The sequence below is a fragment of the Hymenobacter cellulosilyticus genome, assembly GCF_022919215.1.
Taxonomy (GTDB): domain Bacteria; phylum Bacteroidota; class Bacteroidia; order Cytophagales; family Hymenobacteraceae; genus Hymenobacter; species Hymenobacter cellulosilyticus.
On record NZ_CP095048.1, the window covers coordinates 83,529 to 107,926 of the forward strand.

Sequence of the window (24,398 nt, forward strand, 5' to 3'; positions counted from 1 at the left end):
GGCAGAATGATTTAGCGGAAGTGGTACCGCAGGCCGGCGCTGGCGTAGCCCGGCCATTGGTCGAGGAGGGAATTGTTGAAGAGGTAGCCTTTGGTGGCGGTGGCCACCAACGAGAAGCGGTTGCCCAGGAACACGTCCACTTCCGCCCCGGCCTGCGGGCCGTAGGTGAAGCGCTGCGTCTGCTTGGCGTCAGTGGGCAGCTCGCCGGTGCCGTTTTCCCCGGTGCGCTCGTAGCCGGCGCCGGCCCCGAGCAGCAGGTGCACGTAGGCCACTTCGCCCAGGCGGAACAGCTGCGGAGCGAGCAGCAGCCGCCCCGCGTAGCTGGTGTACTTGCCGCGGCCATCCAGCGTGCCCGTTTCGCGCAGACCGCTGGCGCGCAGGGCCAGGTGGTTGGTGAGCATGCTGGTGTAGCTCAGCTCGTAGTAGCTGCCTTGTTCGGAGCGACCCAGGTGGGCGCCCCAGCTGGAAATGTGTCGGACGTGGCGCTGAGCGGAGGCTGGCACGGCGCCGGCCCCCGCCAGCAGCAGGGCCACTAGCAATAGGTTTTTCATGAAGGGTTAGTTGCGGGGGCGGGCGCGGTCCGCTTTGATAAGGGCGTTTTGCACCAGGATGTCGGAATAGACCATTTCGGCCGCCTGCCGAGAGGGGCCGGGCTGGGCGGCTTCGGCAAGCAGGCGGTCGGCTTCCTGGCGCAGCTGCATGGCCTTAATCATGTTGTCGTTGGAGGTATTTAGGGCCACCATCCGCTCGCCTTCGGTCATGGCGTAGCGGCCGGGGTTCTTGAGCGTCGCGTTCATCTCAATGCTCTGCTGGGTCATTTCGTCGGCAATCTTGTAGTAGCCGAAGGCGGTGGCAATCTTCTTTTTCTGCATCATCTCCTCGTAGGCGAACGTGGAGACGGCGGCTTCCTCGCGCTTGAGCTGGTACTCACGGGAGCTCATGCGGTTGTTGCCGGCCGTGGCACCCGAGCCGAAGCGCGAAAACACGTCGTACACCGTATTCAAATCCTGCTGGGGATTGTTGAGCTGCAGGGCCTGGCGCAGACGCTCGGCTTTCTGAAACACGGGCATGTACTGGTTGCTCTGCGCCCGGCCCGACATGGCCAGGGCGCGGGCAAACAGCTCCTGCGGGTTGGAGAGGCGCAAATCCTGAATGCTCTGCACCTTGCGCAGGTCGGCCTGCACCTGGCGTTGCAGCTGCAAGGTCTCGTCGGTGATGTCCTTGGTAACGCCGGCAATCTGCTTGGCGTCCTTGATGACTTGGTAGTTTTTGACCGTTTCGGTCCACTGCTTCAGGTGCTTGGCAAACTCGCCGATGTGCACGCCCATGTGCAGCGGGTCGTTCACGACAGCCTGGGCCGTGGCGTCGTTCGTGGGAGCGAGAATCAGGGCCAGGGCCACGAGGGCCGGCAAAAGCGTCTTTTTCATCGTCGTATCAATTAGGTGGAAGAATTAGCGCACGGCCGCTTCCGGGCCGAGCTGGCCGGCCGCTGCCGTGGTAATCAGGATGAGGTAGCCATCGGGGAGCAGCACGTCGCGCAGCTTGGTGCGGGTCTTGGGCCGCGAGAGCACCGAGGCCGCTACCCGGCCGCCCACGCCCACCACGGAGTTAGCGGCCGAGGCCGAGCGGTCGATGGCCGTGCTGATTTCTTGGGTCGTCTGCTGCTGCAGCTCGTTGCCGGCCATGCCCGCTTCCCGGGCCACGCGCTTCACCGGGTCAATCATGATGCCCGGCATGTAGTTGAAGTCGTAGATGTCGGCCTGCACCCGCGTCGGGCCCAGGCGGTTCACTTCCAGCGTCACGTTGTTGGTGCCCACGGTGGCCACGCCGGCAAAGACCATATTCTTAGGGAAGGTCACCCCGGACACCACCGCGTCTTCCAGCAAGCGCAGGATAACCACCGAGCCAGTGCGCACCTTCTGCTCGCCGTTGATGACGCACTTGTAAAACACATCGGGCGCCAGCTGCTGCTCGCGCTGGCTGCCCTGGGCCATCAGGCGGGCGGAGTTGCCCACTTTCACGGTATTGAAGCCATCCATGCCGGGGGCACTCATGCGGGTAGCCAGCAGCTGCGCGGTCTGGTTGGGGTCGCGGTAGCGCTTGCCGGTCATGCGCTCGTAGGCAGCGCGGGTTTCAGGCGGCGAGGAGCCCAGCATGGCCAACACGTCCGGGTCGGTTTCAAACGGGGTGCCATCTACGTCGCGGGCTGGGACCAGGCTGCGGCCCGCCCGGCCGGAACCAGCGCCTGTGCGGCGCCCATTGCCGCCCCCGGCCGTCAGCCGCCGGCGGGGTACGACCAGCGTCTGCGCCTGATAGGAGCCGGTAGTGGGGTCTTGAATGGTGGCTTCGATGGTGTCCACGTCGGCCGCGGCCAGGCGGGCGGCTTCTGCCCGGCGGCTCGCGGCCTGCGCGGCCGCCTGGGCGCGGCGCCGCTTGCGCAGGGCCAGGCCGGTGGTATCGACGGCAAACACGTCCACGACATCTTGGTCGGTGGCCCGGGCCGGGGCGCTCTGGGCATCCTGCTCAGCGCGGCGCTGGGCTTCTATCTGGGCGGAGGGCGAGGCAGCCGGCGCCAGAGGAGCCGTTTCCACTGAAGGAATTTCAGGCTCGATGTTGGCCGAGGCGGCCGCCACTGGTTCGCGCTCCTGTTGGGCGGCTCGCTGTGCGGCTTTCAGCCACAGCAGCAGGCCGCCGATGATGAGCACCAGCAGCAGGCCGGCCAGCACCATCCAGTTGGCGCGGAGGAGCTCAGCAGGGGTGCGCTTAACCGGGACAGAGGCCGGAGCGGGCTGCTCGGCTTCCGAATTGGAAACGGTTCGCTTGTCGGAGGTTGAGGGAGTGATGGGTTCCATAGCAGAGAATAGCGGCGTTAGATGGTAGCGGCGCGGTTTATCACGCGGGAGGGCACGGGCAGCACCAGCACCCGGGCGCCGTTAAGCTCGCGCAGGGTCACTTCCAGGTAGCCGCGCTCAGTGGCCGCGTACAGCGGAATGGCATAGGTCAGGTAGCCCGTGGTGCGCCCGGTAATTACCTGGTTCGGGCGCCCGCCCGATGGGGCCAGCGGGCGCCGGGCCTCGTTCTTCTTGCGAGCCAGAAACTTCTTCTGGGCGTTTTCCACCAGCTGGAAATCGGTGAAATCCACGTTGTAGTCAATGTTGGTCTTGTTGATGACCTTGAAGCGCAGGTAAGTGAAATCCTTGTCGTTGCGCACGTTGGCCAGCGAGAGCACCAGGTCGTTGTCGACCACGGCCACAGCCTGATGCTCTTCCCGGGCTTTGCGCAGCTGGCTCAGCTTTCCCTCGACGACAGTTTTCTTTTCGCGCTCCTTGTCCAGGGCCAACTCGTTTTCCGGCGCGGCTCCCGTGGAGGAGACGCTTTTGCCGTTGATGCTCAGCGCGCCGTCCTTCTGGAAATCGTAGAGCTGCATTACTGGCCGGTCCGCGTACACAAGCCGGCCCATCCAGTACTTGGAGCCGTAGCGGATGAGCATGGGCGTGGGCGGGGCGTGCTTGCGCTTGGCGCGCACAAACACGGCGTTGGCTTCAATCTTGACCAGGTAGTTGCCGGCCATGCCCACGTCGACCAGCGACACGGGCCCGCCGAACACCAGGTAGGTCGTGGAGGAGTCGGACACGGCTACGTCCAGCAGGTTATCGGTGGTGGCCAGGACCGCAGTTGGGGTAGTGGTGGTGCTCTGCGCGGCCGCCGGCGCCGTTTGCAGCAGTAGTAAAAACAGCTCCAGCAAGGCGGGGAAGGTGTAAAGTCGCATCGGTGAAGGGGATTGGTGATTAGTTGGCGGGAGCAGTTGGGGCAGGCGTAGTGGCCGGAGCCGCCGGCGCTGCGGGCGTACCGGCTGGAGTCAGGCCGCGCTCGGCTTCCTGCAGGCGGCGCTGGCGGTCGGCCTCCTGGGCCTGCAGCAGCTCCTGCTCTTCCCGCGTCAGCTGCGGGCTGTAGGGGATGTAGTCGAAGTTGGTGATGAGCAGCCCGTAGGGGTTGGCATCCGAGCGGTTGGTTTCCACCAGGTTGAACTTGGCAGCCAGCGGCAGGGGCTCCTTTTGCTGGCCCCCGATGAAAATGCGCTGCTTGATGTAGACCGCGCCCGACCAGGGGCGCTTACTCATGTCCACCAGCACGCTGTCCACGGTGACCACGTTACGGGCGGCGTAGCGCTCGTAGTTCTGCAGCACCTGCCCGCGGGTGAAGCACTCGTAGATGCGCCGGCCGCCGCGGCCCTCAATCAATGGCAGGGCCGCGTCCAGGTTGGCCTTGAAGGTGTATTGGTCGTGGCCGAACATGGTTTGCATGAACTGGCGCACTAGGTTACGGGCCTCGTAGGGCGTGTGGGCGTCGTTGCCGGCCGAGAGGGCCGCTACTGAGCCCGTTTGCGAGACGACGTACACGCGCCGGCCGCTGTTTTCGTAGGCGCGGTACACCATAAAGCCCGAGGCCAAGGCCACGAGCAGCAGGGCCAGCACGCTGCCCAGCGCCAGGTTGCGCATGGTGGAGAAAGAGGTACTTAAGTCTTTGGCGGAATCCATGGGTGAGTGGTTGTGAGTGTTGAGAGTGAATGCCTTTTGGCCCTACCGCCCCGGTGATTGGAGCGTGAGGAAGGTCATCCTGGTGGGTTCCGGCAAACCGGAAGGGTCGCGGTACGGGTATACCACCAGGGCTGGCTGCTTCTGGTTGTTCTGCCCCGTGTAGGCATACAAGGTGCCGCGTACCGTCACGGGCGTATGGGGCTGGATTTGCGACACCGTGAAGCGCTCCGGCTTCGTCAGGCCTTGGGCTCCGACCTGGAAGCTGGCCAGCGAATCGGTGCCGTTAGGCGCGTACAGCGGCAACGAGGCCGGTATCTTTTCCTTGGGCCCGTAGCCCATGGGCTGCCAGCGGAGCACGGCTTCGTAGGAAATGCGGTAGCCGGGCGCGGTGCCGACTTTTCGACCGCCGGGGCGGTCCGGGTCCGAGCCCCACATCCAGGGTAGTGTCACTTGCATCGGCTCCGCCTTCAGGACTTTGGCGGAAACAACTTGCAGGTAGCCTTGCTTGGGCGTTTGCTGCTCCACGCCCGGGCGCACATCGAACGCGGAAGGAGACAAGGGAGCCGGCGCGCTGACGGATGAAGCGGCTGCCGCTGGGGCAGATGGGCTGGAACCAGGTTCGGGGGTGGTGGTAGCCGGTGTGGTGTTGTTGGATTGGCAGCTTGAAGCGAGGCAGCAAAGCAGGATAGCAGCGAGGGATAAAGGCAGGCTTTTCATAGCGTGACGGGTTAGGTGGAAGGAGCTATTTGGTCCAGATGCCGGAGGCGCGTTGCCGGTAGGATGGGTTCAGGGCGTCGGACATCGTAATGACCGGCAGGCCGGAGGAAGCGGAAGCGCTGGGAGCTTCGCTACCGGCGGCGTTACTGCCTGAGGCGGTGGCACTACTGCCTCCTCCTCCACTCCCACCGCCGCCCCCGTTTCCCAGGGCGCGACCAACGGCACTGGATAAGCCGCCCCCACCGGGCGCCACGACGCCGGCGGCGGCCGTGGCCGCGCCAACGGCCATGCCCGTCATGGAGCCGATAAAGCCCTGCGCGGCCGAGGAGCCGATGAACATCGAGGTGAGGTAGGGTACCATCACGTAGAGCAGCACAAAGGCTACGGAGGTCAGCATGAACATCTGCTCATCAACCGACTGCTGGGGCCCGTTCACGATGTTGCCAAACAGCCCGCCCGGGGCGCGGGCCGACTCCGCGTAGAACTTGTAGAGCGTGTCGAGCAGCACGAACGTCAGCCCCCACATCTGCACCGCCAGGAAGTTCTGCAGCCACTTCATAGCCAGCTGACCGAAGGAAGGCACGACCGACAAGGTCATGGCAATCGGGCCGCAGACGTACAGGAAACCCAGGATGAACTGCTGGATGAACGTCATGATTTTGCGGATGATGAGCACCGTGGTGGCCGTAAACAGCCGGGTCATCAGCCCCGAAAACGTGAACGTGGACAGCGTTTCCGAAATGCTGGTCATCAGCGCCGAAGCTCCCGAGACGATGTCGCCGATGCCCATGGAATCGTTGCGGGCCGCCGCGGCCACGGCCGGCGGGGTGGTCAGGTCGCGCAGCGCTTCGGCCGCTGACTGGTTCGTAGCAAACAGCGCCGTAAAGGCCGCAATGCCCGTGCCCAGCGTGTCCATCAGCGTCTGGTAGAAGAAGAGCAGGAAGAATATCCAGGTGGCCTTGATAATCGGCCCCCAGTCCATGGCCAGGCCGCTGCCGGAGATAAAGCCGCGCCCGATGGTGTAGAGCAGCGCAATGCCCATCAGCGAGGGGGTGATGAAGCGGCAGGCCGTGAGCACCACCTGCAGAGTCTGGTCGCAGGCCCGCAGAAAGCCCGGGTCGATGCCGTAGGCTACCATCGCGAGCATACTCATTTGGCCAGGGCCCCTTTACGGGCCTGTTTATCTTCCACAAACTGGTCAACGGCGTAATCCAGGCGCTGCACCCGCACGGGCTCGTACTCAATCTGCCCCTCCGCATTGAGCAGCACGTGGCCGTTCTTGTCGGTACGGGGCCGCTGCTGGGTCTGCTGGTAGAACTTGACCAGCTTGTTGAGGTGGTTGCGCTCCACCGGCTTCGACGTCAGGATGGCGTCGAGCTGCGGCGAGGCCTCCAGTGCAAATACCTTCCCTTGGCGCCCTGCTTGATGAAAAACTCGCGCAACGCCTCGGTGGAGCGCACCGACTTAATCAAGTCCATCTCGTGGCCGGTCAGGCCCAGCGGGGCCTGCAGCTGCGCCAGCGAGTCGGGGTTGACGTGGCGCAGGATAATCTTCGTGGCCGAGTTGTTGATGATGGCCGGCCCGATTTTGCTGCTGGTAATCTCGGTGATACCCTGGGTGATGATGGTGACCGAGCCGTTGGTTTTGCGGATGGTGCGGTACATCGACTCGATGAACTCGGAGAGTACGCCCGAAAGCATTGTCCAGGCTTCGTCGAGGGCGATGTACTTGATGTCGTCGGGAAACTTGCGGAACAGGTCCAGGCTCAGCTCGGTGATGAGCATGGCCACCACCGGGTAGAGGTCGGGGTCAGCCTGCACCTTGGCCAGGTCAAAGCAGATGAGCCGGTACTCCGACAAATCCACGTCGCGCTTGGCGTTGAGCACCCGCTCGTAGCGGCCGCCGGTGATGTACTGGCCCAGCACCAGGAAAAACTGGTGCATGTCGATGTACTTCAGGTTTTTCTGGTACTGCCGGCGGGCGCCGTCCAGCGGGTCGGGCTCTATGCCCTCCCCGGCACGGCCACCGGCTTCTGCATTTCCTGGTCGTAGCCCTCCACGAAGCGGTAGAAGCTTTCCATGCCGGGAAACTCCTCGTCCTTCTGGTTCAGGCGCGGGCTCTCGTTGAGGCAGGCGTAGTACTCAATCAGAAAGCGCGAAAGAATAGTACGCTCCGACTTGTCCAGTGCCGTGTCCTTGCCACCCTTCCACAGGGCCGCGAGCAGTGCTAGGTGGAAGTTGGTTTTCTCGTCGTTATAGAGCCATTTGCCCGAAGCGTCACGCGGCACCACGAAGGGGTTGAATTCGATTGGGCGCTGCGGGTCGTACTCGAAGTAGGTGTTGTCGAAGTCCTCGCCGTTGAGCGACTGCAGCACGTTGCGGTAGGTGCCGCCCACGTCCATGATGATTTGCCGGGCACCCTTCTCGAAGCGCTGCACAATCAGGTTGCCAAAGGTGTAGCTCTTGCCCGAGCCCGAGGGCCCGATGACAATGGCGTTCTGGTTATCCAGGGCCGTGTTGAAGAGGTTTACCTGCACCAGGTTGCGGAACCGGTCGGTGAGATATTCGCCCACCGGGTCGGTTTTGTAGGTGGCCGTCCAGTGGGTGTAGCAGGCGCCGCGGTCGGCGGTGCTCGTCAGCCAGCGGTCCGGCACCTGCCAGGCGTTGCCGGGCAGCAGGCCGAAGAACACGGGCAGGGCTAGGTAGCTTTCCACCACGCTTTCCGTGCCGAACATGTAGCGAAAGGCCGCAGTGGCCCGCTCCACGTTCTCGCGCCGGCTGGTGTCGTTGGTGTCCCAGAGCACGCAGCTCAGGTGCAGGCCCACAATCTGCTTGTTTTCGGCCCGCACCTCGGCGGTGAACTCCTCGACTTCGGCCGCGCGCAGGTGGTTGTCCTGGGTGGCCAGAAACGAGAGCGAGGCATTTAGCTTACGGTCGGTATCAAGTGAACTGAGCTCAGCGCGGGTATCCTGAATCAGCAGAGCCTGGGTGAGCACGTGCGGGCACTGCAGGATGTGGGTGAGCGGGTAGAGCATCGGCGCCGTCACGCCGTAGCTATTGCGCACGGCCGGGTAGGCGTCGGAGCCCTGCCCGACCATGCTCAGCACGTTCACTTTCTGCTCGCCCACGCTGAAGGTGCCCAGGTCATTGCCGATTTCGCGCTCTTGGCGCGTGGGCTGGCCGTCGAAGTTGAGGTTGAAGTACTGCAGGTAGAGCTGGTAAATCTCTGCGCTGGGCAGCCGCTCAAACGTCACGCCGCCCAAGTTCTTTATGCCCTGGATGAATTCCACGGCGCCGCTTTCGGCCGCTTCGAGCGTGTGCACGAGCTGGGCAAACGGGTTTTTGAGCACCGCCTCGCCGGCGCGGGCCACCAGGGCATTCACCGCGTTGGTCTTGGGCGACTTCACGGCTACCGGCGCGAAGGAGAGGAACAGGTAGGACTTCTGGAACAGCACCAGCCGCTCGAAGAAGTGCTTGTTCATCTTGTTCTCGAAGTAGGTCTGCTGCGTTTTGTCCTCGCGGTAGGGCCGGTCGTAGTAGATGTCGGTTTTCTGCACGATGGTGCCCACCGGCAGGGGCCGCAGCACGCCCACCAGCGCGGTCTGGAAGGCCTCGTAGTCGTCCGCAGTCCAGCTTTCCATCTCGGCAGGCTCCACGCGGAAGCCCACCGCGACGCGGCCGTCCTTGAACACCACCTTGTCGCCCTCGAAGCTATGCACTGGCATCACGGTGTTAAACGCGGCCGTTTTGGGCTTTTTGGTCATGGTTGGGAGTGGGGATAGGCCCCACCGCCAGGCGGCGGGGCTGGATGAAGGTGAAGGAGAGCCAGCTCATCAGAAAGCCGGGCGCCTGCCGCTTGCTCAGGTAGCGCAGGCCCAGAATCAGGCCGAGCTCCGCCAAAATGACGAGCAGGTACACCAGGCGCGGTATCTTGACGGCCATGCCCAGAAAGCCGAGCAGCAGCACCGAGCCGATGAAGAGGCCGACCATGATGCCCAGGTCCTGGATGTTCATGCCCAGCACCTGGGCGGGCCGCTCAATGGATTTGTAGGAGCGCATGGCCGCTTAGCGTACGCCCCCGTCCCCGCCGCCCACGGCGCTGACCAAATCGTCCTTGAACAGCTGGAAGCCGAACCACAGTATCACGCCGCCCACGAGCCAGCCCAAGGAGCCCAGCGCGTCGGGCGCGCCCTGCACGAACTTCATCACCACCCGAATCAGGCCCACGATGAGCACGATGGCGAAAATGACCTGCACGATGCCCACGACGGTTTCCTGCACGCCTTCGAGCGCCGCCGCGGCGCCCCGCCGCCCAGCTGGGCGCGGGCCGGACTGGTGGCCAGGGCCAGGGTGGTGAGCAGGGCCGCTACGCGCTGCTCGGCTTTGGACGGCTGGTAGCTCCGGCCGGCCGCGGCCAATGTTTGCATCGTTTCAGTTGCAGTTACGGCGTGGGTACGGGCCCGGGAAAGAAGGTTGGTTAGCATAGAGAGAAGGATGGATGGAAACAGGGCGCTTATCTCCCGAAAAGCAGGTGTGGCAGTTAGGAGGGTTTGGCGGTGGGCACCGGGCTGCCGGCGCCAGGGAACAGGTCGTTCAGGGCAGCACGCTGGCCGGCCGCGTCCTTGCTCATGCGGGCCCGCCGCTGCTGGCGTAAGGCGATTTCGGCGGCGCGGTTGGCATGGTCGTTGGCCGTGGGCGCCGGCGCAGTGAGGGGGTTGTGGAACAGCGCTTCGGCCGGCTCATCATCCGGGTCTGTTGCGGGTTGAGAGGCGGACGGTACGGTGCTGGGAGACTCGTCCACCGCATCCAGCAGCACGGCAACAGCGCCGGCCGCGTGGCGAATGGAGGCCGGCCGCAGCGTTTCTTCGGTTGCCGGTTCAGCGGCGGCATCCGGCTCATCCGGATGGAGTACTTGCGGGCTGTCGGCTTCGCTGGCCGCAGTGACGGCTTCTTCCGGCAACTGGCCCGCCGGGGCTTCGATGTCTTCCGGGGGCAGCAAGCTGGCCAGGGCCGTACCCGCTGTGGCGGCCTCTGCTGATACCGCAGCTTTGGGGATTGCGCCGGCGGGCGCGTAGTGGAAGGTGCGCAGGGAATGATGGTTGCGGGTAGCCGTCGCGGCCGGGGTCGCCGGCAGGCCGCTGCCCTTGAACCGCCACCAAAGCAGCGCCGCCAGTGCGGCCAAGGCCAGAACAACCACCAACAAGAGTATACCAGAACGCATACCGCCCCCTTACGGCAGGATGTGTCGCAGTGTTAGTAAAAAGTTAGTGAAAACATAAAAAAGGTTTAGTCGTATGATGCGACTACCAGCGAGGAGGGGTTCGGCCAGATGCCATCTTTGGTAAGCAAGCCGGTAGAAGATTTGAGTTTTTCCACGAAGGCAGTGCGGCTTCTAAGCCTGATATGCGTCCTTTGGGGTATCTCTCCGATACTTCACCCCCACTGCCCCCAGCAGTGAGCCCCCTTCGCATGGTACCCTCCGACCACGTTTCCGCCCCTTGGGGTTTCCTGATTTAAGCCTATCCGCGCCCTACAGGGAGTGCCTGCGCTACGTCCAGTTCCGCCTCAAAGCCATTGCCCAGGGCGATTTAACCTCTTTTTGTGCCCAGCATGGCCTGACTTATACCAACGTCGTGAACCTGAAGAACGGCAAGCTCAAGCGCGACGAACCGCGGCTGGTCCAGCGCGTGCTGCGTGCCCTGGGCGTGCCCACGGAAATCGTGCGCATCGACATCGGCAGCGGTGCCAACCAGTACGTGTTCGGCAGCAGCGAGCTACTAGCACAATTCCGCGAGCAGCTGGCCTTCTTCGACGCGGCCGCGCAGCGGGCCGGCAGCCCGCCGCTGACAACCTAAACGCCGAATAGCTTTCCCCATTCGGCCCGGTCAGGGTGCGGAAGGGAGTTGGAGCTGTCCGGCTCCACTCCCCCAGCCCACCCCATGAACGCACCCCGGGAAAACGACCCTACCGAACTCGACCGCTTCAAGCGCGACATTGACCTGGTTGACTACGCCCAGCGCCAGGGCTACACCATCGAGAAGGAAAGCCGCCGCGGCGACTGGCATCACCTGGTCAAGGACGACGAGCACGTCATCGTCACGCGCAAGGGCGACCACCAAGTGTACCTGAACACCGGCGACGACCGCGACGCGGGCTCCATCATTGACTTTGCCAAAACCCGGGGCGGCGACGGCCACGGCCTGAACCTGGGCCAGGTGCGCCAGCAGCTGCGCGAATACCTCGACGGTGCCCCTGCTCCCGCCCGGGTGTACGCCACCCCGCCGGATGCCGCGCGCCTGAGCAGCCTGCCCGTAGGCGACCCGGAGCAGGCCCGGCAAGCCGAGGAGGAGCGCCGCACCCGCCTGATATCCGAGGTGCTGGGCGTCAAGAAGGAGTTCACTGACCGCAGCTACCTGCACGGGCGCGGCATTACCGACGCGACGCTGGATAACCCTGCCTTTCAGGGCCGCATCTTCACCGCGCAGCAGAACGAGCACAAGAACACGGCCTTTCCGCTCTACAACGAGCACGGGCTGGCCAGCGTCGAGCAGAAGAACGAGCACTACAAAAGCCTGCTGCCCCTGCCCAAAAACGGCATCTGGGTGTCGCACCCCACCGAGGGCAAGGACACGCCGGTGGAGCGCGTGGTGGTGAGCGAGTCGGCCATTGATTCGCTTTCCCACTTCCAGCTCAAGCACGGGCAGGACCCGAAGAACACGCTCTACATTGCTACCAGCGGCACACCTACCGAGGCGCAGGTGGCCCTGATTCAGCGTGTCATCGACAAGCAGCAGCCCCGGGAGGTGGTGCTGGCCAACGACCGCGACGCCGGCGGCCGGCAGTTCAACATCAACTACCTCAATGAGCTGCAGCCCGCCCGGCCGATGGTGCCCGTGGCCGAGCAGGAAGCCTACCGCGAGGCTGGGCGGCCGGTGGAGTGGCACGCCACCAGCGACAAGTACCACACCAGCCTGAAGGTGACTTTTCACCACGACTCGGCTGAGCAGGGCGCCGGTCAGGTGCAGCAGTTGCGCGAGCGGGTGGACCACATCAACCAGACCCAGCAGGACGGCCCCTCGCTCGCGGTGGAAGTGCAGCGCAGCACCGAGCAAGCCACCATCGTGCGCCTGACCGTGGCTCGGGCCGACACAGCCCAGTTGGAAGTAGTGGCCCAGGAGCTGTACCGGCAACGCGAGCAGCTGCGGCCGGAGGCCGAGCGCCAGCAGGAGAGTTTTCTACGTGTGGACTACCCGTTGGCCAAGGACTTCAACAAAGAGTTGGAATACACCAATCAGGGCCTGAATGCCGAGCAAATCCGGGCCGCGGCTCAGCGCGAGGAGCAGCAGCGTGAGTCGGAGCGGCAGCAGCGCCTGGCCGAAGCCCAGCGCCAGGAGCGGGAGCAGCGGTCCCTCGAGCGCCAGGCCCAACGGGAGCGGGAGAACACCCCGGACGCGCAGCAGGATCGCGAGCGGGACGACCAGAGTTTTAACCAGGCTGTGCTTGGAGCCGCCGTAGCCGAGGTAGAGCAGCTGCCCGCCCGCTCCTACCGCAGCGAGCAGGAAGCGGCTGAGCAAACCGCGCAGTTCGTGCACGCCAAAGATGCCGGGCTGGTGCTGCTGAAAGATTACATCCACGACAACCCGCCCCCGCCGGCCGCAAAGTCGACGAAGCTGAGCGGGAAGAGTTGCGCGACCGGGCCCGCTTTGCCGCGACGGCCGCGGCTGCCAGCTTGCCTGTTGCTGCGCCCACCGAGCAGAAAACGGCGACGTGGAAGGTGGATGAATTGGAGCCCAACACCAGCGGCCGCGCGGAGGCCTGGAAAGCCATTCTGGACAACTCCGGCTACTCCATGCGCACGAGTGACGTGCGCAGCACGATAGATGAGCAAGGTGTCCGGCGGGCCGAGTTCGACATGCACTACCGCAATGACCAGCCGGATATTGCCATCATCCACGCCATCGTGACCAACACCAATACCCGCGCCGCAGCCAATAAGGAGCAATACGCTGGGGTAAGCGTCGCCGAGCGCGACGAAGACCGCGCGGCCCGGCAACTGGCTGCCGAGGCAGCCCCCATTCAGCCCCACAATCGCGACCGGAGTCTGGACGTGGCGGCTAAACCGGAAGTCGCGGTGAGTGCAGTTACACCAGAAGCCGCCAGCCCGAACAAACTGGGTAGCGAGAAGCAGGTGATTATTCGAGTGGACGAGACAGCGCTGGCTACGGGAGAACGAGGCCAGGCAGAGGCCGTGCAGGCTGCCGTTGTGGCCAGTGGGGCCAGGGTGGGGAGCGTCCAGAGCGCTACTGACGAGCAAGGCATTCGACATTCTGAGATGCAGGTGTCATATCGAACCGACCAGCCCAAAATAGCTCAGATTAGCCAGACGCTTGATGCCGTGGCGGAGCAGCGAGGCAGCCTGCTAATTGAGCATAGCAGCGACCGGCAAGAAAGACGTCAATTCGCACAAGGGGAACAGAATGTGCAAGTTGAGGGACACAGCCAGATGGAGAGGTAAGTACAACTCGTGCTAACAAATAACATAGGTCGGCAGGGTGGATACCGCAACGCTTTGGCTACAGCCCGAACGGCTGGCTGCCTCTTCAGCCGCCCAAATAAACCGTACGGAGCCGGTGGATTTCCTTGGTCCCCTCGATGGGGAATGCAAACCAGTGCCTGTCGCTCAACCCACCATTCACCCGGTCTAGAATGTTTGAAATGAAGTAAGAAAAGGAGAGGTTGTCGATGCTATACAGATTATAAAATGGGTCATTAGCATCAACTGGAGGCCTCAAATTGCGAGCTTCGTTGCGGTCCCACTTTCGAATAAAAAAATTGGGCCCAAGCGCAATGTGATTGACAATACCCCGACCGTGCTGCAAGGCCATATCAACTATTGGGGAATGGATGTCCCATCAAATTCAAATGCAAAGACTCCGAAGAAGATGCCGCTTTGAGCAAGCCGGCTGTTTCGGGCCACTGAGAAAGGCCGGGGAAGAGCAAATGGCCTTAACATCGCTACCGATTCATCAAACCGGTGAATCACATCTTCTAGGTCGTAAACACGAATGCAAGACTTGACTTCAATAATGGCTCTAACATTTCGCTTGGTTGTGATGATAAAATCACCCTCTGAAAAAAGTACGGGACAGGTATTGTCGTAAATGATAATGTCGAGTTGCCGACTGACCTCATCACCGTTTTCCGAATCGACAATAAAGCCAGTGCCAATGGAAAAATGACTGGGCAGAAATCTCTTGATTACATTCTTAAGAATAGCCTCTTTGAACCTACCTACTTCGCCCCAATGCCTAGTGCCAATCAAGTCCTGGACTCTGTCTTTAATGATATTCAATTCGCTAGTTATTGATTCCTGAAATCGTCGTGCACTGGCTGGCATACCTGGTTAGTAAGAATGGATGGTTGGCCTAATCTACTGAGTATTCAGTTGCTCAACAGCTGTTCAACCCACCAGCAGCAAATCTTCCAGCCGGGTCGTGTACTGCGGCGTACGCCACTGCGCCTGCCCTTCCCAGGGCGCTTGCACCTTGCCCGGCGGCAGCACCAGTGAGGCGAGCTTCACCGTGCCTTTGCCAAAGCGGCGGTTCAGGGCGTCCAACTCGGCCATCAGCTTGGCGCGCTTCTCCGAAACCGGTGCAGGTTCAAACAGCGAGAGTTGCGTTTGTACTTCCGGCTCCAGGCCGTCGAGTATCACGCCGGCCTTGGTGTAGCGGTTGCCCGGCTGCCAGAGGCGCTTGAGCGCCGCCCGCGCAAAGCGGACCAGTTCAATGGTATCGTTCGTGGCCACGGGCAGCGTGAGCACGGCGGAGCAGGAATAGGGCGGCGGTTCCAGGCCGTAGCGGCTTTTGCTCAGGAAGACGGTCATCAGGTGGACCGCGTCGCCCTGCCGGCGCAGCTTCTCGGCGGCCCGGGAGGCAAAGGCGCTGACGGCGCCCGTGACATCGGGTAAATCGGTCAGTGGCCGGCCGAAGGTGCGCGATACGCTCAAGGTGCGGCGAGATAAGGTACCGTCCTCGCTCGGCGCCAGGCCCTGGCAAGGGAAGCCCTGCAACTCGCGCATGAGTCGGGCGCCCACTACCTCACCCAGGTGCTTGCGGGCGTAGGCCTCCAAGCACCTGGCCAGACCGGCGGCCGTCGTAATGCCAGCCGCGTCGCAGTCTCAATGGCCGGCGTATCGGAATAGTGGTTGGGCCCGGAAAAGTCATGGGCGGGCAGCCGTTCGGCCGTGGGGTGGGGCTGTGGGCTGTTGGCAACGGTGCGCGGGTGGGGCGGCCTAGCCACGCGCAGCCTGCCTAAATGGTTTGGGCCAGAATAATCTGATTGCCATCGGGGTCTTGCAGGTACGCCAGGCGCACGTGTTCATAGCTTGCAATTGGTGCGCTAAACGGTACGCCGCGCGCTTGCAGAGCCGCCACGGCTTCCTCCAGCGTGTGCGGGGCGGCCACCCGTAGCTCGATATTAATAGCGCCCGCAGTGCCGGGGGATACCCCTTGGGCCGTGGCCTGGTGCAGCCCTACAATGAACCCGTTGCCTGCATCAAGCTCGGCCCATTCGTTGGCAATGCGCACAGCCAGCGTCAGGCCCAGGGTTTCGTGGTAAAAGCGAACTGCCCGGTCCATGTCGGACACGTAGATGGAAGCAGTGCCGCCCGACAAGTAGGTTGGGGAAGATGGGGTCATGTTGAATGGGGCCCCCGTTGTCCGGGTGCCGAATGAGTGAGTGGAGCGAGCAGTGGGAGCTAACTGATTTTGGCCGAGGTTTCGAGCCGAGCGCAGATGCTGCGCACGGCCATGCGCAGCAGCACGCCCAACTCGTCGTCGGCGGTGTAGCGCGGAAAGCACATGTTGGACACCCGCTTAGGCAACAGAAATTTTTCCCATGCGCGCTTCACTCCCGACAGTCGCTGGGGTCGAAGAGGGCGAACGTGGTGCCGCCGCGGGCCTGCACCACCGAAAACGCCGGTACGTCGGTCAGGCCATCGCCGCAGTACACGATATTGGAGAAGGGCACGCGGCGTTTTTCGGGCCCAACGGCCTCGTTCACGAGGAAGGGGTTCGAGCGCCCGTCTTTGCCCACGCCTTTGTTGATTTCAAACAGGAAGCGGGTTTTGGCTGTAAAATCGACGATGCGGCTAGGCCGGACAATGGTGTGGGTACCGGGATTTTCTACGCACGACACCCCCAGCAGTCCGTGAGGTAGGGCGCGATGGCGCTGCCCCGGATCAGTTGCTCGAAGCCGCCGCTGATGACGTATACCTCGATGGTGGGAAGCGTGAGGGGGTATTCCCGCGTGATGGCCCGCAGTCCCTCGAAGATGTCTGGCAGGCCGGGGTAGAACGTCAGGGTTTTGCCAAACTCGAAGAGTGCCGCGTTGGACAGGCCTTCCAGCGGTTCGCCCTTCTTCGTGAGCACAAATATTTCTTCGAGAAAGGCTAGGGTGGGGTCCCAGCCGCTCAGCACGCGCTTCGCGACTTTGTCGCCCCAGAAAACATCCGGGTCGACGCCGTGATGCACCAACAGCTGCGTGGTGGAATCCGGAGTGAGCGTGTCGTCGAAATCAAAAACGAGGGCAATAACTTGGCTCATATCAGGCAGGGGTGGGGTGGGAGACAAATAGGCGGCGTTGGCGGTCCTTGGGCGTGTCCAGGGTGAACCAGGGCTTTAGCCAGGCCCCCGTGGCATCGAGAAAAGCCGCCTGTCGCTCCTGCGGCTTGGCAGACCGCACCCGCCGGGCCAACTCGCGGAACTGGTAGTGCTGAAACAAGCGCATAAACTCCCCGAGGTAGATGTCGGCCACCCGCTTATCGCCGTGAATCACCAGCATGTTCTCGTCGTTGTTGCCCACCGAGGCATCGCTGAAATTAGCGGAGCCGGTGACGACCAGCGGCGACGCGCCCAACGGGTCAATTAGCAGATATTTGGTGTGAATGAACTTGACGTGCTCATTCATGCCGGTGAGTTTTTCTTCCCGCATCAGCCAGTTGTGCACGGCACTGTCGTCGTCCAGCACGGCCCCCGCGGCAAACCGCAGGGTTTTATCCCGCTGCAGCAGCTTTAGTTTTTGAGCGGCCTCCTTATTGCCGTACGACTCCAGCAGCACGTAGCGCAGAAAATTGGCGGGCACGCTCAACTGCTCTTGAATGCGAGCGTTAATGCCGAATGCCGCCGTGAAAAACACACTCGACTGCGCGCCCGCCATGCGGTCGATGTACCAGTCCAGGGCGTCGGCGGGCGGCACTACGGCCTTGCCCTTGCGGTTGAAGCGCGGACTGAAAAGGGCGTGCACACCGGGTGCCAGCACTTCGGTCGGCAGCGGGGTGGCCTGCTCGTTCTGCGCGCGCAGCTTCGCCGCTTTGGGGTCGCTCCACAGGCGCTGCCAATAGTCCAGGTACGCTTGGGCCGTGGCGGGGTCGCGCACGAGGTGCCCCACGTTGGAATGCCCAAAAATGCCGCCCCGGCTGAAATTGGTAGAGCCCGTCCAGACCTGCTCGGGCCTGAGCGAAGCATACGCCGGCACGGGCCGCCCGGCCGCGGGCGGCGCGGCGTCAGCCGGCGCGTGCGCCTCCTTGCGGGCCAGCACGATGAATTTATTGTGGGAAATAAAACCGACATCGGTGCTCCGGGGCGTCACGTGGTTTTCCAGGCCGTATTTCTGCACGGCCGCGCGCACGGCCGCACGCAGGGCCGTGGCGTCGGCATTGGTGGCGCGGGCGCGGTTGTCGTAAATGATTTGCACGTCGGCCCCGGCATCCACGGCCGCCTTCAAGGCCTGCATCACCGGCTCGTACGAAAACTCGTACACCGAGGCGCGCAAGGCGTATTCGGGGCCCTTGGCTTGGGCAATGAAGGCCAGCAGGGCTTCCTCCAGGCCCCTCGACAGCCAGGTATAGGCGGCCGGGCCCACCGCATCGGGCGGCTTATTGTTAAACCGGGCCGCGTAGGCCTGGCTGCCCGCGGCCCCGCGATTGAAATAAATGGCGTGGGTGCCGGTATCGACGTTTTCGGTTTCCACCTCGATTTCAACGGCATTGCCTTCCGTAATAGCTGCCGGATGGCCATAAAGCGGCACAATGCGGTAGCGGTACCGGTGGCTGTGTTGGGCCGCGTAATCTCCCCACAGGAAGTCCTGCACCGGGTGCTGCCGGCTGCTGTAAAGCTTTCCTAACTCGGGCTTTTCTACGGTTTCCTTGAACACGCGGTAGCCCTGGAGCCACTTTTCCGTGCCGGCGGTGAGGTCGGCGCGCTGAATGGCGAACCCCAGGAAGTCCTCGCGGGCAGCTTCGGTGAGCAGGTCGAAGGCCAGCAGCACGACGTACGTGCCCGCAATGGCCCGGACGGCCAGTTGGTGGTTGGTGGCGTAGGCCCTCATGGCTGGGAAGCAGAAAATAAGGCGGAAGCGAAGAAATCGGGCAACTCGGCCGCCGACGTGTCCGGGTCGTCGGCCCACCGGGGGCGGGAGGGCAGAAGTAGTACCCTCCCGTGATGTTGGACAGCACCCCGCGCCCGTACAGCGCATCAATGCCTGTATCCTTCACGGGAAAGTCCGGGTTGGTCTGCCACATCTGAATCGGCCATTCAAACTGCTTGCGCAGGTTGCGGGAGAAAGCCATGAACAGCAGCCCGCAGTTTAAGGTATTGTTTTCGTCCAGGCCGTCGAGGTAGGGATAAGCCCGGCGCAGGAAGCGGCGCTCCAGGTCGCCGGTGCCAAGCAAGTCCTGGCCCGGCCGACGCGGTTGCACCTTCCGGATGTGGGCCGTGAAGGGCGTTTCCCGCGCATCGGGCGGATGCTGAAACACCGGCGTTAGCCCGCCCGGCCCCGTGCTTTCCTTCGACAGGGGCAAGCTGTCCTTTTTATAACGGCCAATCATGTTTTCCTGCTCGGTTGGCGGGGGCGCTTTTCAATGGGCTGGTCGCTCGCATGGCGGGGCTCGGCCTGTTCGCTGCTGGCCGGAGTCGGCGGCCGAAACGCTTCCCACACGGGCAGGTTCTCCCGGATTTTGCGCCAAGCCAGGTAAGTCCCGTTCCGGCACCAGGCGGGCTCCTCGTCCTGGGCCTGAATGTAGACGTGGCGGTCAAGCTCCAACTCACGCGCGTTCGAGAGGTTGTCCACTCCGTCGTCGAAACGCAGCAGTTCGCGCTTGTCGGGCCGCGAAAACCCCTGCTCGACGCGCCGGATAACCAAGCGCTTGTCTACGTAGCCATGAATCAGGGACCGGGCAATGGCCATGTTCACGTAAGGATGGTCGCTGGCAATGACGAACAGGAAATCGGTCATGTGCTCGGCGGGCTCGTAGGCATCGCCGGTGACGCGGGGCATGGTTTTCAGCCAGTGCGGCCGGAAAGCCGCCAGCTGGAACCGGTCGTCGCCGTGTGCCGTGGCAAACAGCGAAGCTCCCAGGGCCACGGTCACCGTCACGCGGTAGTTGGGCGGCAGGTATTCGAGAACGGGCACGTGGTTGTTGACCGGATGGCGCGCCATTTCGTAGCGGGCAAACCGGGTGAGGTTGCGCAGCACCTGCTCGAGCGCGCCGCGGTCGGGGGCTTGCACATCGGCCGCCACCACGGTCAGAAACCGCTGGGGATTGATGCGTCCGGCGCGCTCCACCTCATACCGCGCCGCGTCGACGCCGGCCGGGGGCTCAATGGGCCATTGGGGGTCGGTGATGCCCGGCTGAAAAGGCCCGTCGAGCCGGGGCTGGGGTTTTTCGGGCCGAAAGGCAGTCGGGCTGGTCATGAGGCGGACGCTTATGAGGGAACAAACAGGGGCCGGCGCCGATGCTGCGCTTGATGGGCCGGAAACAGCGCGATGAAAAACTCCGTCCAGCCCCCCATGCGCACGCGCAGCAGGTTGTAGTCCTGCGGCCGCTCCTGGGCGGCGGCCATCGTGGCGGGGTCGGCTACGGTGAAGGTGGCTATCGAGCCGCCCTCCCCGTTGGCAAAGTCCCGCAGGATGCGCTGCAAATTGGCCAGCGGATAATTCTCCGGAATGTTGTAATCCACCGGCGCGCCATCGCCCAACTGGTTCATGCACTCGTGCTTGTAGCTCTTCATGCTTTGCTCCAGGGTGCCCATGCGGGCGTGGGGCTGGCCGGTCGGCGGAATGGGGTCCGTATCCAGCCACAGAGGGGCCGGCGACAGGTCGGAGGCAATGCCTTCGCGCGCGTGGCGGCCATCGGCCGTGGCCCCCACGAAGAGCCCGCCCAGCAAGTACTGCTCAAAGGTGCCCACGCCCGGGGCCAGCAGCAGGTCGAACCCGGCGCCGTAGCGTTGCTTAAGCTGCGCGAACGCGGCCTGGTGCAAGTCGCTGGCCCAAGCGTCGCGCACGCACTGGCAGAAGGTTTCAATCAGTTGCCAGGCCAACTCATCCACCTCCTGATGGCCGTAGCCAAACTTGGGTTGGGCCCGACAGATGGTTTTAATCTCGTCAATCCGGGTTTTGGGCACGGCCAGGCCAAAGGCCGGCTGCTCGTGCTTGCCCGCGGGCAGCAACTCGGTGCCCCAGTTGGTGGCCAGGCAGGTCACAAGTTCGTCCAGCCGAATCTCCTTCGTGCCGAAAACCAGCTGCCGGATAACGTAGAGCGAATCGGCGGCGGTGCTGATGCCCGTCATCAGGGGGAGAAAATGCGGTAATTGGCCCCGCCGGCCACCAGGTCCTGGCCGCGCTGGATGCAGCCGTCAATCAGGGCCGAGAGCAGCGGGGAGGGGGCAATGGCTTCCTTAGCGCCATATGTGGCGAGCAGGGTGTTCAGGTAGCGGTGGCAGCTCAGCAGCGTGTGCTCGCGCATGATGGCCAGAAATTCCTCCCACGACTCAATCTCGGCGGCGGGCTTGCTGCGCCAGGAATTTTTGTCGCCGCGCAGGTTCATGGGGCCGGCCGCGCCCAGGCCGGCGCCGCGGTTGAGGGTAAACTCAAGGGGGGCATTGGCCGGCACAAAGCCAAAGCTGAACTCGGTTTCGCCGGCAAACATGGTTTCGTAGCAGCCGTCGCAGGCGTAGTTGCGGGCGGTGCGCAGCGGCGGCACGTGCTGGCCGGCGTTCATCAGGCCGGTGATGATGCGGTCGTCGTTGAGCAGTACGGGATGCGCTCCCCCGCTGAGCAAGGCCCGGGCGGCGAGTTCAAGAATGTCCTCTGGGGTATCGGCATGCACCCGCAGGTCCAGGGTGGGGCTGTTCAGGGGCAGCCGGCGGGCGCTGTGCAGGCAAAACCTTGTCACCTCGTTGCAGGCATCGTCCGGGGCGGGGTTGTCGTTGGGCAACACGCCGCCAATGGTGACCTGCTGCATCCATTGGTTGAGCAAACCGCCCTGGTCGAAGTTGGAGGAGCCAAAAAAGCCAGTCAATACGCCGTCGGCGGGCGTGTAGCGGTTTTCGGCGTGGCGGTAGTTGAGAATCACGCGCTCATCGAGCTTGAGCCAGAAGCAATCCATCAACTCCTGCGCCTGCTCGGGGCCGAGGCCCTGCGCCTGGTCGGCCGCGTAGAACGGCTGCAGTATCTGGTCGAGGCGGCCCAGCGGCACCACCTCCACCGTCCAGTGCAGGGCGCAATGCACCACGTAAATGGCTTGGAGCGCATCGGCGAAAGAACGGCTGGGTTCGGCCGGCACGCGGTGCAGGCGCTCGGCAATGGCGGTGAGGTGTGCGCGGCGCGGGTCGGTTGCGTCCAGCTGCTCGCATTTGGTCCGTACGTGGTCGGCCATGCGGCGGGCATAGTCAATGACGGCTTGCAGGCAGATGATGACGGAGTCGTAGAAAGCCGTTTTTTCGGGAGCCTCGGTGCGCAACTGCTCGCACTCGCCGATAATGGCCCGTAGCCCGCGGTTCACTACCCGCCCGTGGTCGGGCACGATATGGCCCATGGGCGATAGCTCGTTCAAAAAGTCCAACATGCCTTGGTACTCCTCGGCTTCGGTCAGGTAGCGCACGAACTCCTTGCCTTGACCAACCGAAAACGGAGGGAGCGAGCCCACAATCAATTCGTCGGCGTCGATTTCGCAGGTGCCCGCCAAGCGAGCAATAGCGGGTTCCGTCACGAGCTGCAGCATGCGCTGCACCGCCAGCGCCTTGCGCACCGCCACGGGCAAAGCCGCCAGCCGGGCCTGTTCGGCAGGCTCCAAATCGGGCCGGTTGCGAAACAGGTGTCCTACCTGCTCCTCGCGCAGCCACAAGGGTTTTTGCTGCCACCGCTGAAACGTGCGCTCCAACAAGCGGCAAACGCGTGGCGTCGGTAAATCTGGATGCCCAGCTTCCAATGATTGTAGGTAACGCCAATAAGCAACATCGCTGTGGTGCATGAGGAGAAGCTAGAAGTTTGTGTCTACAGCTAGCATCCTGAATTGACTAGTTTCCTGATTGCAAAGCTCAACTTGCCAGCAAGAAAACAAACAAGCCGTTGTCATGCATCAGTGCTACCACTGAGTCATTCTTTGCCGCTCGTCGGGTATCGAGTAGTTAAACGACATGCCTTCCAGCCGGCTGATACTCGCCGGTCACTCGGTTATGTTGGTGGGCACTGCGGCGGGGGGGGCGGCGGCAGCGGGAAACTGTGGACGTTGCGCCGCAGCCGCTGCTCGGCCAGCACCTGCCAGATACAGGTCTGGCCCACGGGCCGCCCGCCCTGGGCCTGCCAGGCCTAGTTGAGCTCCGCCAGCATCGCGTCCGGGTGCTGCTGCACGTAGGCCATCAGCCAAGCCTGCGCCGCCGCATCCAGGTACCGGGCGCGCCCGCCCGTGGCCGGCTTGGGCGCCAGCGAGCCCGTGGCCGCCTCGCGCCGCACCAGGTCTTTCACAAACGAGTGGCTCACGCCAAAGCGCTGCGCCACGGCCGCTTTGTGGGCCCCGGGTTCCCGGCAGGCCGCCGCCACGCGGCTGCTCAAATCAAGCGAATACGGGTTCATCTTCCACTTTACGCAGCCGCCGAAATGGCGGACGAACTGTTCTCGAATCCGCTATAGCATGTTATATTGCTTCAAACAGCCTTTAATTAATCGTGGAAGGCGTTTCCGGGAACCGGTTGCGTTTTTATAAACTGCAGAATGTATGCAACTCATTGAGGATATAGCTGAGGCAATTAACTCTTCACGAGACGCGTTTGGCAACGTTTTTTTACGTGCACAGACGGCTATTCCCCCCGCTCAGCGAATATTATTTGATGCTATTGCCACGAGTGGGAACGATCAGGAGGATTTCAAAGCAGCTATTCGTGTTGCTCAGGCAGAGGGCTGGCATGATGCTTTACTCGATGCAGTCATTGATGAGGGGCTTGAAAACGGGCGCTTAGCGAAGTCAACGGTTGAGGCTGAACTCAAAAAAAATAACCAAAATGCCGCATTACAGGCTATTACGAACGTCGCAAGGGCATTTGCTCAGCCCGATATTCTCTATCGCGGGATAGCGAATGCGATGAAATGGACGGGAAAGGTATCCATTGATGGCATCGCAAAGGGAACCGGCATCCTGATTGGGCCCCACCTCGTACTGACGGCCTGGCACGTAGTGAGCGAACTGTTTGAGAAGGACGCTGCAGACAAGTGGGTGCCCAGGCAATCATCCGGACCGCGTATCCAGGTGGAATTCGGCAATTTTCTATCCATTGTCAACCGGGGGCAGGCTTTACAGCCAGCGCCTTCAACACAGGTAAAGGCTCATAACGACTGGTGCGTCAGCTATAGCGCATGTCAGGACGACGAACTGAATAATTCACTGCCAGAAGACCTGACCCTGCTGGACAACCACTGGGATTATGTGATTATCAAGCTATCAAGGGCAATCGGGCTGGAAAGACGCTGGGCCCCGCTCGATGCCAGGGCCACTGTGCCGATGGTTGACGAGAGCGTCATTGTCTTCCAGCATCCGGGAGGCCATACTATGAAAGTGGACCAAGGTAAAGTTGGAGGAGTGGATCCGCCTAATCCGAAAGTGTTTCCTCGAATCCGGTTCCTTCACCACGCGAACACAATGAGTGGGTCATCCGGCGGCCCCTGTTTTGACAAGCACTTTATGTTGTTCGGCCTTCACCAGGGGCAGTGGGATGGCCATGGGGGGATAAAAAGATGGTCACCAACCGGGGAATACCAATCCTTAACATATTATCCTGCATAAACGACAGCGGAACGCCTCTGCCCACCCCGG

At 62.8% G+C, this 24,398-nt stretch carries 28 protein-coding genes and 1 pseudogene; 4 read left to right on the plus strand and 25 right to left on the minus strand.

Annotated features, from left to right (window positions below):
- Positions 1–11 precede the first annotated feature (11 nt).
- The 14 genes from MUN79_RS29580 to MUN79_RS29640 form a co-directional block, all read right to left on the minus strand.
- Positions 12–551: a hypothetical protein gene (locus tag MUN79_RS29580; RefSeq protein WP_244678566.1), complete on the minus strand. Its 540-nt coding sequence runs from the start codon at positions 549–551 to the stop codon at positions 12–14.
- 6 nt (positions 552–557) lie between these two features.
- The gene (locus MUN79_RS29585; protein ID WP_244678567.1) at positions 558–1,427 is read right to left on the minus strand and encodes a hypothetical protein; all 870 of its coding nucleotides are present in this window, start codon (positions 1,425–1,427) and stop codon (positions 558–560) included.
- 24 nt (positions 1,428–1,451) lie between these two features.
- Positions 1,452–2,852, minus strand: coding sequence for a conjugative transposon protein TraM (gene traM, locus MUN79_RS29590; protein WP_244678568.1), 1,401 nt, complete (start codon positions 2,850–2,852; stop codon positions 1,452–1,454).
- A gap of 17 nt (positions 2,853–2,869) precedes the next feature.
- Positions 2,870–3,769, minus strand: coding sequence for a DUF4138 domain-containing protein (locus MUN79_RS29595; protein WP_244678569.1), 900 nt, complete (start codon positions 3,767–3,769; stop codon positions 2,870–2,872).
- A 19-nt stretch (positions 3,770–3,788) separates the two neighbouring features.
- On the minus strand, positions 3,789–4,538 hold the full coding sequence (locus tag MUN79_RS29600) for a conjugal transfer protein TraK (protein ID WP_244678570.1): 750 nt from the start codon (positions 4,536–4,538) through the stop codon (positions 3,789–3,791).
- Positions 4,539–4,580: 42 nt separating this feature from the next.
- Positions 4,581–5,255: a hypothetical protein gene (locus MUN79_RS29605; RefSeq protein WP_244678571.1), complete on the minus strand. Its 675-nt coding sequence runs from the start codon at positions 5,253–5,255 to the stop codon at positions 4,581–4,583.
- 25 nt (positions 5,256–5,280) lie between these two features.
- Positions 5,281–6,402, minus strand: a complete 1,122-nt coding sequence (locus tag MUN79_RS29610; RefSeq protein WP_244678572.1) for a conjugal transfer protein TraG N-terminal domain-containing protein — start codon at positions 6,400–6,402, stop codon at positions 5,281–5,283.
- A 2-nt stretch (positions 6,403–6,404) separates the two neighbouring features.
- Positions 6,405–6,605 (minus strand): hypothetical protein, encoded by a 201-nt coding sequence (locus tag MUN79_RS29615; protein ID WP_244678573.1) that lies wholly within the window; start codon positions 6,603–6,605, stop codon positions 6,405–6,407.
- 11 nt (positions 6,606–6,616) lie between these two features.
- The gene (locus tag MUN79_RS30525; protein WP_311136818.1) at positions 6,617–7,261 is read right to left on the minus strand and encodes a TraG/VirB4 family ATPase; all 645 of its coding nucleotides are present in this window, start codon (positions 7,259–7,261) and stop codon (positions 6,617–6,619) included.
- Positions 7,258–9,018: a TraG/VirB4 family ATPase gene (locus MUN79_RS30530; RefSeq protein WP_262923100.1), complete on the minus strand. Its 1,761-nt coding sequence runs from the start codon at positions 9,016–9,018 to the stop codon at positions 7,258–7,260. The genes MUN79_RS30525 and MUN79_RS30530 overlap by 4 nt, the downstream gene beginning before the upstream one ends.
- Positions 8,987–9,313 carry a hypothetical protein gene (locus tag MUN79_RS29625; RefSeq protein WP_244678574.1) on the minus strand — a complete coding sequence of 109 codons (327 nt, stop codon included), beginning with the start codon at positions 9,311–9,313 and terminating at the stop codon, positions 8,987–8,989. The genes MUN79_RS30530 and MUN79_RS29625 overlap by 32 nt, the downstream gene beginning before the upstream one ends.
- Before the next feature lie 6 nt (positions 9,314–9,319).
- The gene (locus MUN79_RS29630; RefSeq protein WP_244678575.1) at positions 9,320–9,511 is read right to left on the minus strand and encodes a hypothetical protein; all 192 of its coding nucleotides are present in this window, start codon (positions 9,509–9,511) and stop codon (positions 9,320–9,322) included.
- Positions 9,472–9,681: a hypothetical protein gene (locus tag MUN79_RS29635; protein ID WP_244678576.1), complete on the minus strand. Its 210-nt coding sequence runs from the start codon at positions 9,679–9,681 to the stop codon at positions 9,472–9,474. Before MUN79_RS29635 ends, MUN79_RS29630 begins: the two co-directional genes overlap by 40 nt.
- 113 nt (positions 9,682–9,794) lie before the next feature.
- Positions 9,795–10,475, minus strand: a complete 681-nt coding sequence (locus MUN79_RS29640) for a hypothetical protein (protein ID WP_244678577.1) — start codon at positions 10,473–10,475, stop codon at positions 9,795–9,797.
- Positions 10,476–10,752: 277 nt separating this feature from the next.
- Between MUN79_RS29640 and MUN79_RS29645 the strand changes: the two genes are divergently transcribed.
- The 3 genes from MUN79_RS29645 to MUN79_RS29655 all read left to right on the plus strand — a co-directional run bounded on the left by MUN79_RS29645 (position 10,753) and on the right by MUN79_RS29655 (position 13,769).
- Complete coding sequence (locus MUN79_RS29645) at positions 10,753–11,109, plus strand: hypothetical protein (RefSeq protein WP_244678578.1); 357 nt, start codon at positions 10,753–10,755, stop codon at positions 11,107–11,109.
- Between the two features lie 84 nt (positions 11,110–11,193).
- Entirely contained in the window at positions 11,194–13,134 is a 1,941-nt protein-coding gene (locus MUN79_RS29650; protein WP_244678579.1) for a toprim domain-containing protein, read from the plus strand.
- Positions 13,104–13,769, plus strand: coding sequence for a hypothetical protein (locus MUN79_RS29655; protein WP_244678580.1), 666 nt, complete (start codon positions 13,104–13,106; stop codon positions 13,767–13,769). Before MUN79_RS29650 ends, MUN79_RS29655 begins: the two co-directional genes overlap by 31 nt.
- A 375-nt stretch (positions 13,770–14,144) precedes the next feature.
- On the opposite strand, the gene MUN79_RS29660 is transcribed toward MUN79_RS29655, so the two are convergent.
- The 11 genes and pseudogenes from MUN79_RS29660 to MUN79_RS29705 all read right to left on the minus strand — a co-directional run bounded on the left by MUN79_RS29660 (position 14,145) and on the right by MUN79_RS29705 (position 23,164).
- On the minus strand, positions 14,145–14,606 hold the full coding sequence (locus tag MUN79_RS29660; RefSeq protein ID WP_244678581.1) for a DUF6602 domain-containing protein: 462 nt from the start codon (positions 14,604–14,606) through the stop codon (positions 14,145–14,147).
- 108 nt (positions 14,607–14,714) lie between these two features.
- The gene (locus MUN79_RS29665) at positions 14,715–15,383 is read right to left on the minus strand and encodes a DinB/UmuC family translesion DNA polymerase (protein WP_244678582.1); all 669 of its coding nucleotides are present in this window, start codon (positions 15,381–15,383) and stop codon (positions 14,715–14,717) included.
- A 181-nt stretch (positions 15,384–15,564) separates the two neighbouring features.
- A complete protein-coding gene (locus MUN79_RS29670; protein WP_244678583.1) occupies positions 15,565–15,951 on the minus strand; it encodes a VOC family protein in 387 nt (128 codons plus the stop codon).
- A gap of 208 nt (positions 15,952–16,159) precedes the next feature.
- Complete coding sequence (locus MUN79_RS29675) at positions 16,160–16,450, minus strand: HAD family hydrolase (RefSeq protein WP_244678584.1); 291 nt, start codon at positions 16,448–16,450, stop codon at positions 16,160–16,162.
- The gene (locus MUN79_RS29680; RefSeq protein WP_244678585.1) at positions 16,438–16,857 is read right to left on the minus strand and encodes an HAD family hydrolase; all 420 of its coding nucleotides are present in this window, start codon (positions 16,855–16,857) and stop codon (positions 16,438–16,440) included. Before MUN79_RS29680 ends, MUN79_RS29675 begins: the two co-directional genes overlap by 13 nt.
- 1 nt (position 16,858) lies before the next feature.
- Positions 16,859–18,640, minus strand: a complete 1,782-nt coding sequence (locus MUN79_RS29685) for a phospholipase D-like domain-containing protein (protein ID WP_244678586.1) — start codon at positions 18,638–18,640, stop codon at positions 16,859–16,861.
- Between the two features lie 142 nt (positions 18,641–18,782).
- Positions 18,783–19,139, minus strand: a pseudogene (locus MUN79_RS32220) (hypothetical protein); the annotation flags it as partial.
- Positions 19,136–20,005, minus strand: coding sequence for a Dyp-type peroxidase (locus tag MUN79_RS29690; protein WP_244678587.1), 870 nt, complete (start codon positions 20,003–20,005; stop codon positions 19,136–19,138). The gene MUN79_RS29690 and the pseudogene MUN79_RS32220, both read right to left, overlap by 4 nt.
- A gap of 11 nt (positions 20,006–20,016) precedes the next feature.
- Positions 20,017–20,880: a pyruvate formate lyase family protein gene (locus MUN79_RS29695; protein ID WP_244678588.1), complete on the minus strand. Its 864-nt coding sequence runs from the start codon at positions 20,878–20,880 to the stop codon at positions 20,017–20,019.
- Complete coding sequence (locus MUN79_RS29700) at positions 20,880–22,475, minus strand: pyruvate formate lyase family protein (RefSeq protein WP_244678589.1); 1,596 nt, start codon at positions 22,473–22,475, stop codon at positions 20,880–20,882. Before MUN79_RS29700 ends, MUN79_RS29695 begins: the two co-directional genes overlap by 1 nt.
- Positions 22,476–22,900: 425 nt before the next feature.
- Positions 22,901–23,164, minus strand: a complete 264-nt coding sequence (locus tag MUN79_RS29705; RefSeq protein ID WP_244678590.1) for a hypothetical protein — start codon at positions 23,162–23,164, stop codon at positions 22,901–22,903.
- 142 nt (positions 23,165–23,306) lie between these two features.
- Here MUN79_RS29705 and MUN79_RS29710 point away from each other — a divergent pair, with 142 nt between their 5' ends.
- Entirely contained in the window at positions 23,307–24,368 is a 1,062-nt protein-coding gene (locus MUN79_RS29710; RefSeq protein WP_244678591.1) for a trypsin-like serine peptidase, read from the plus strand.
- Positions 24,369–24,398: the final 30 nt, after the last annotated feature.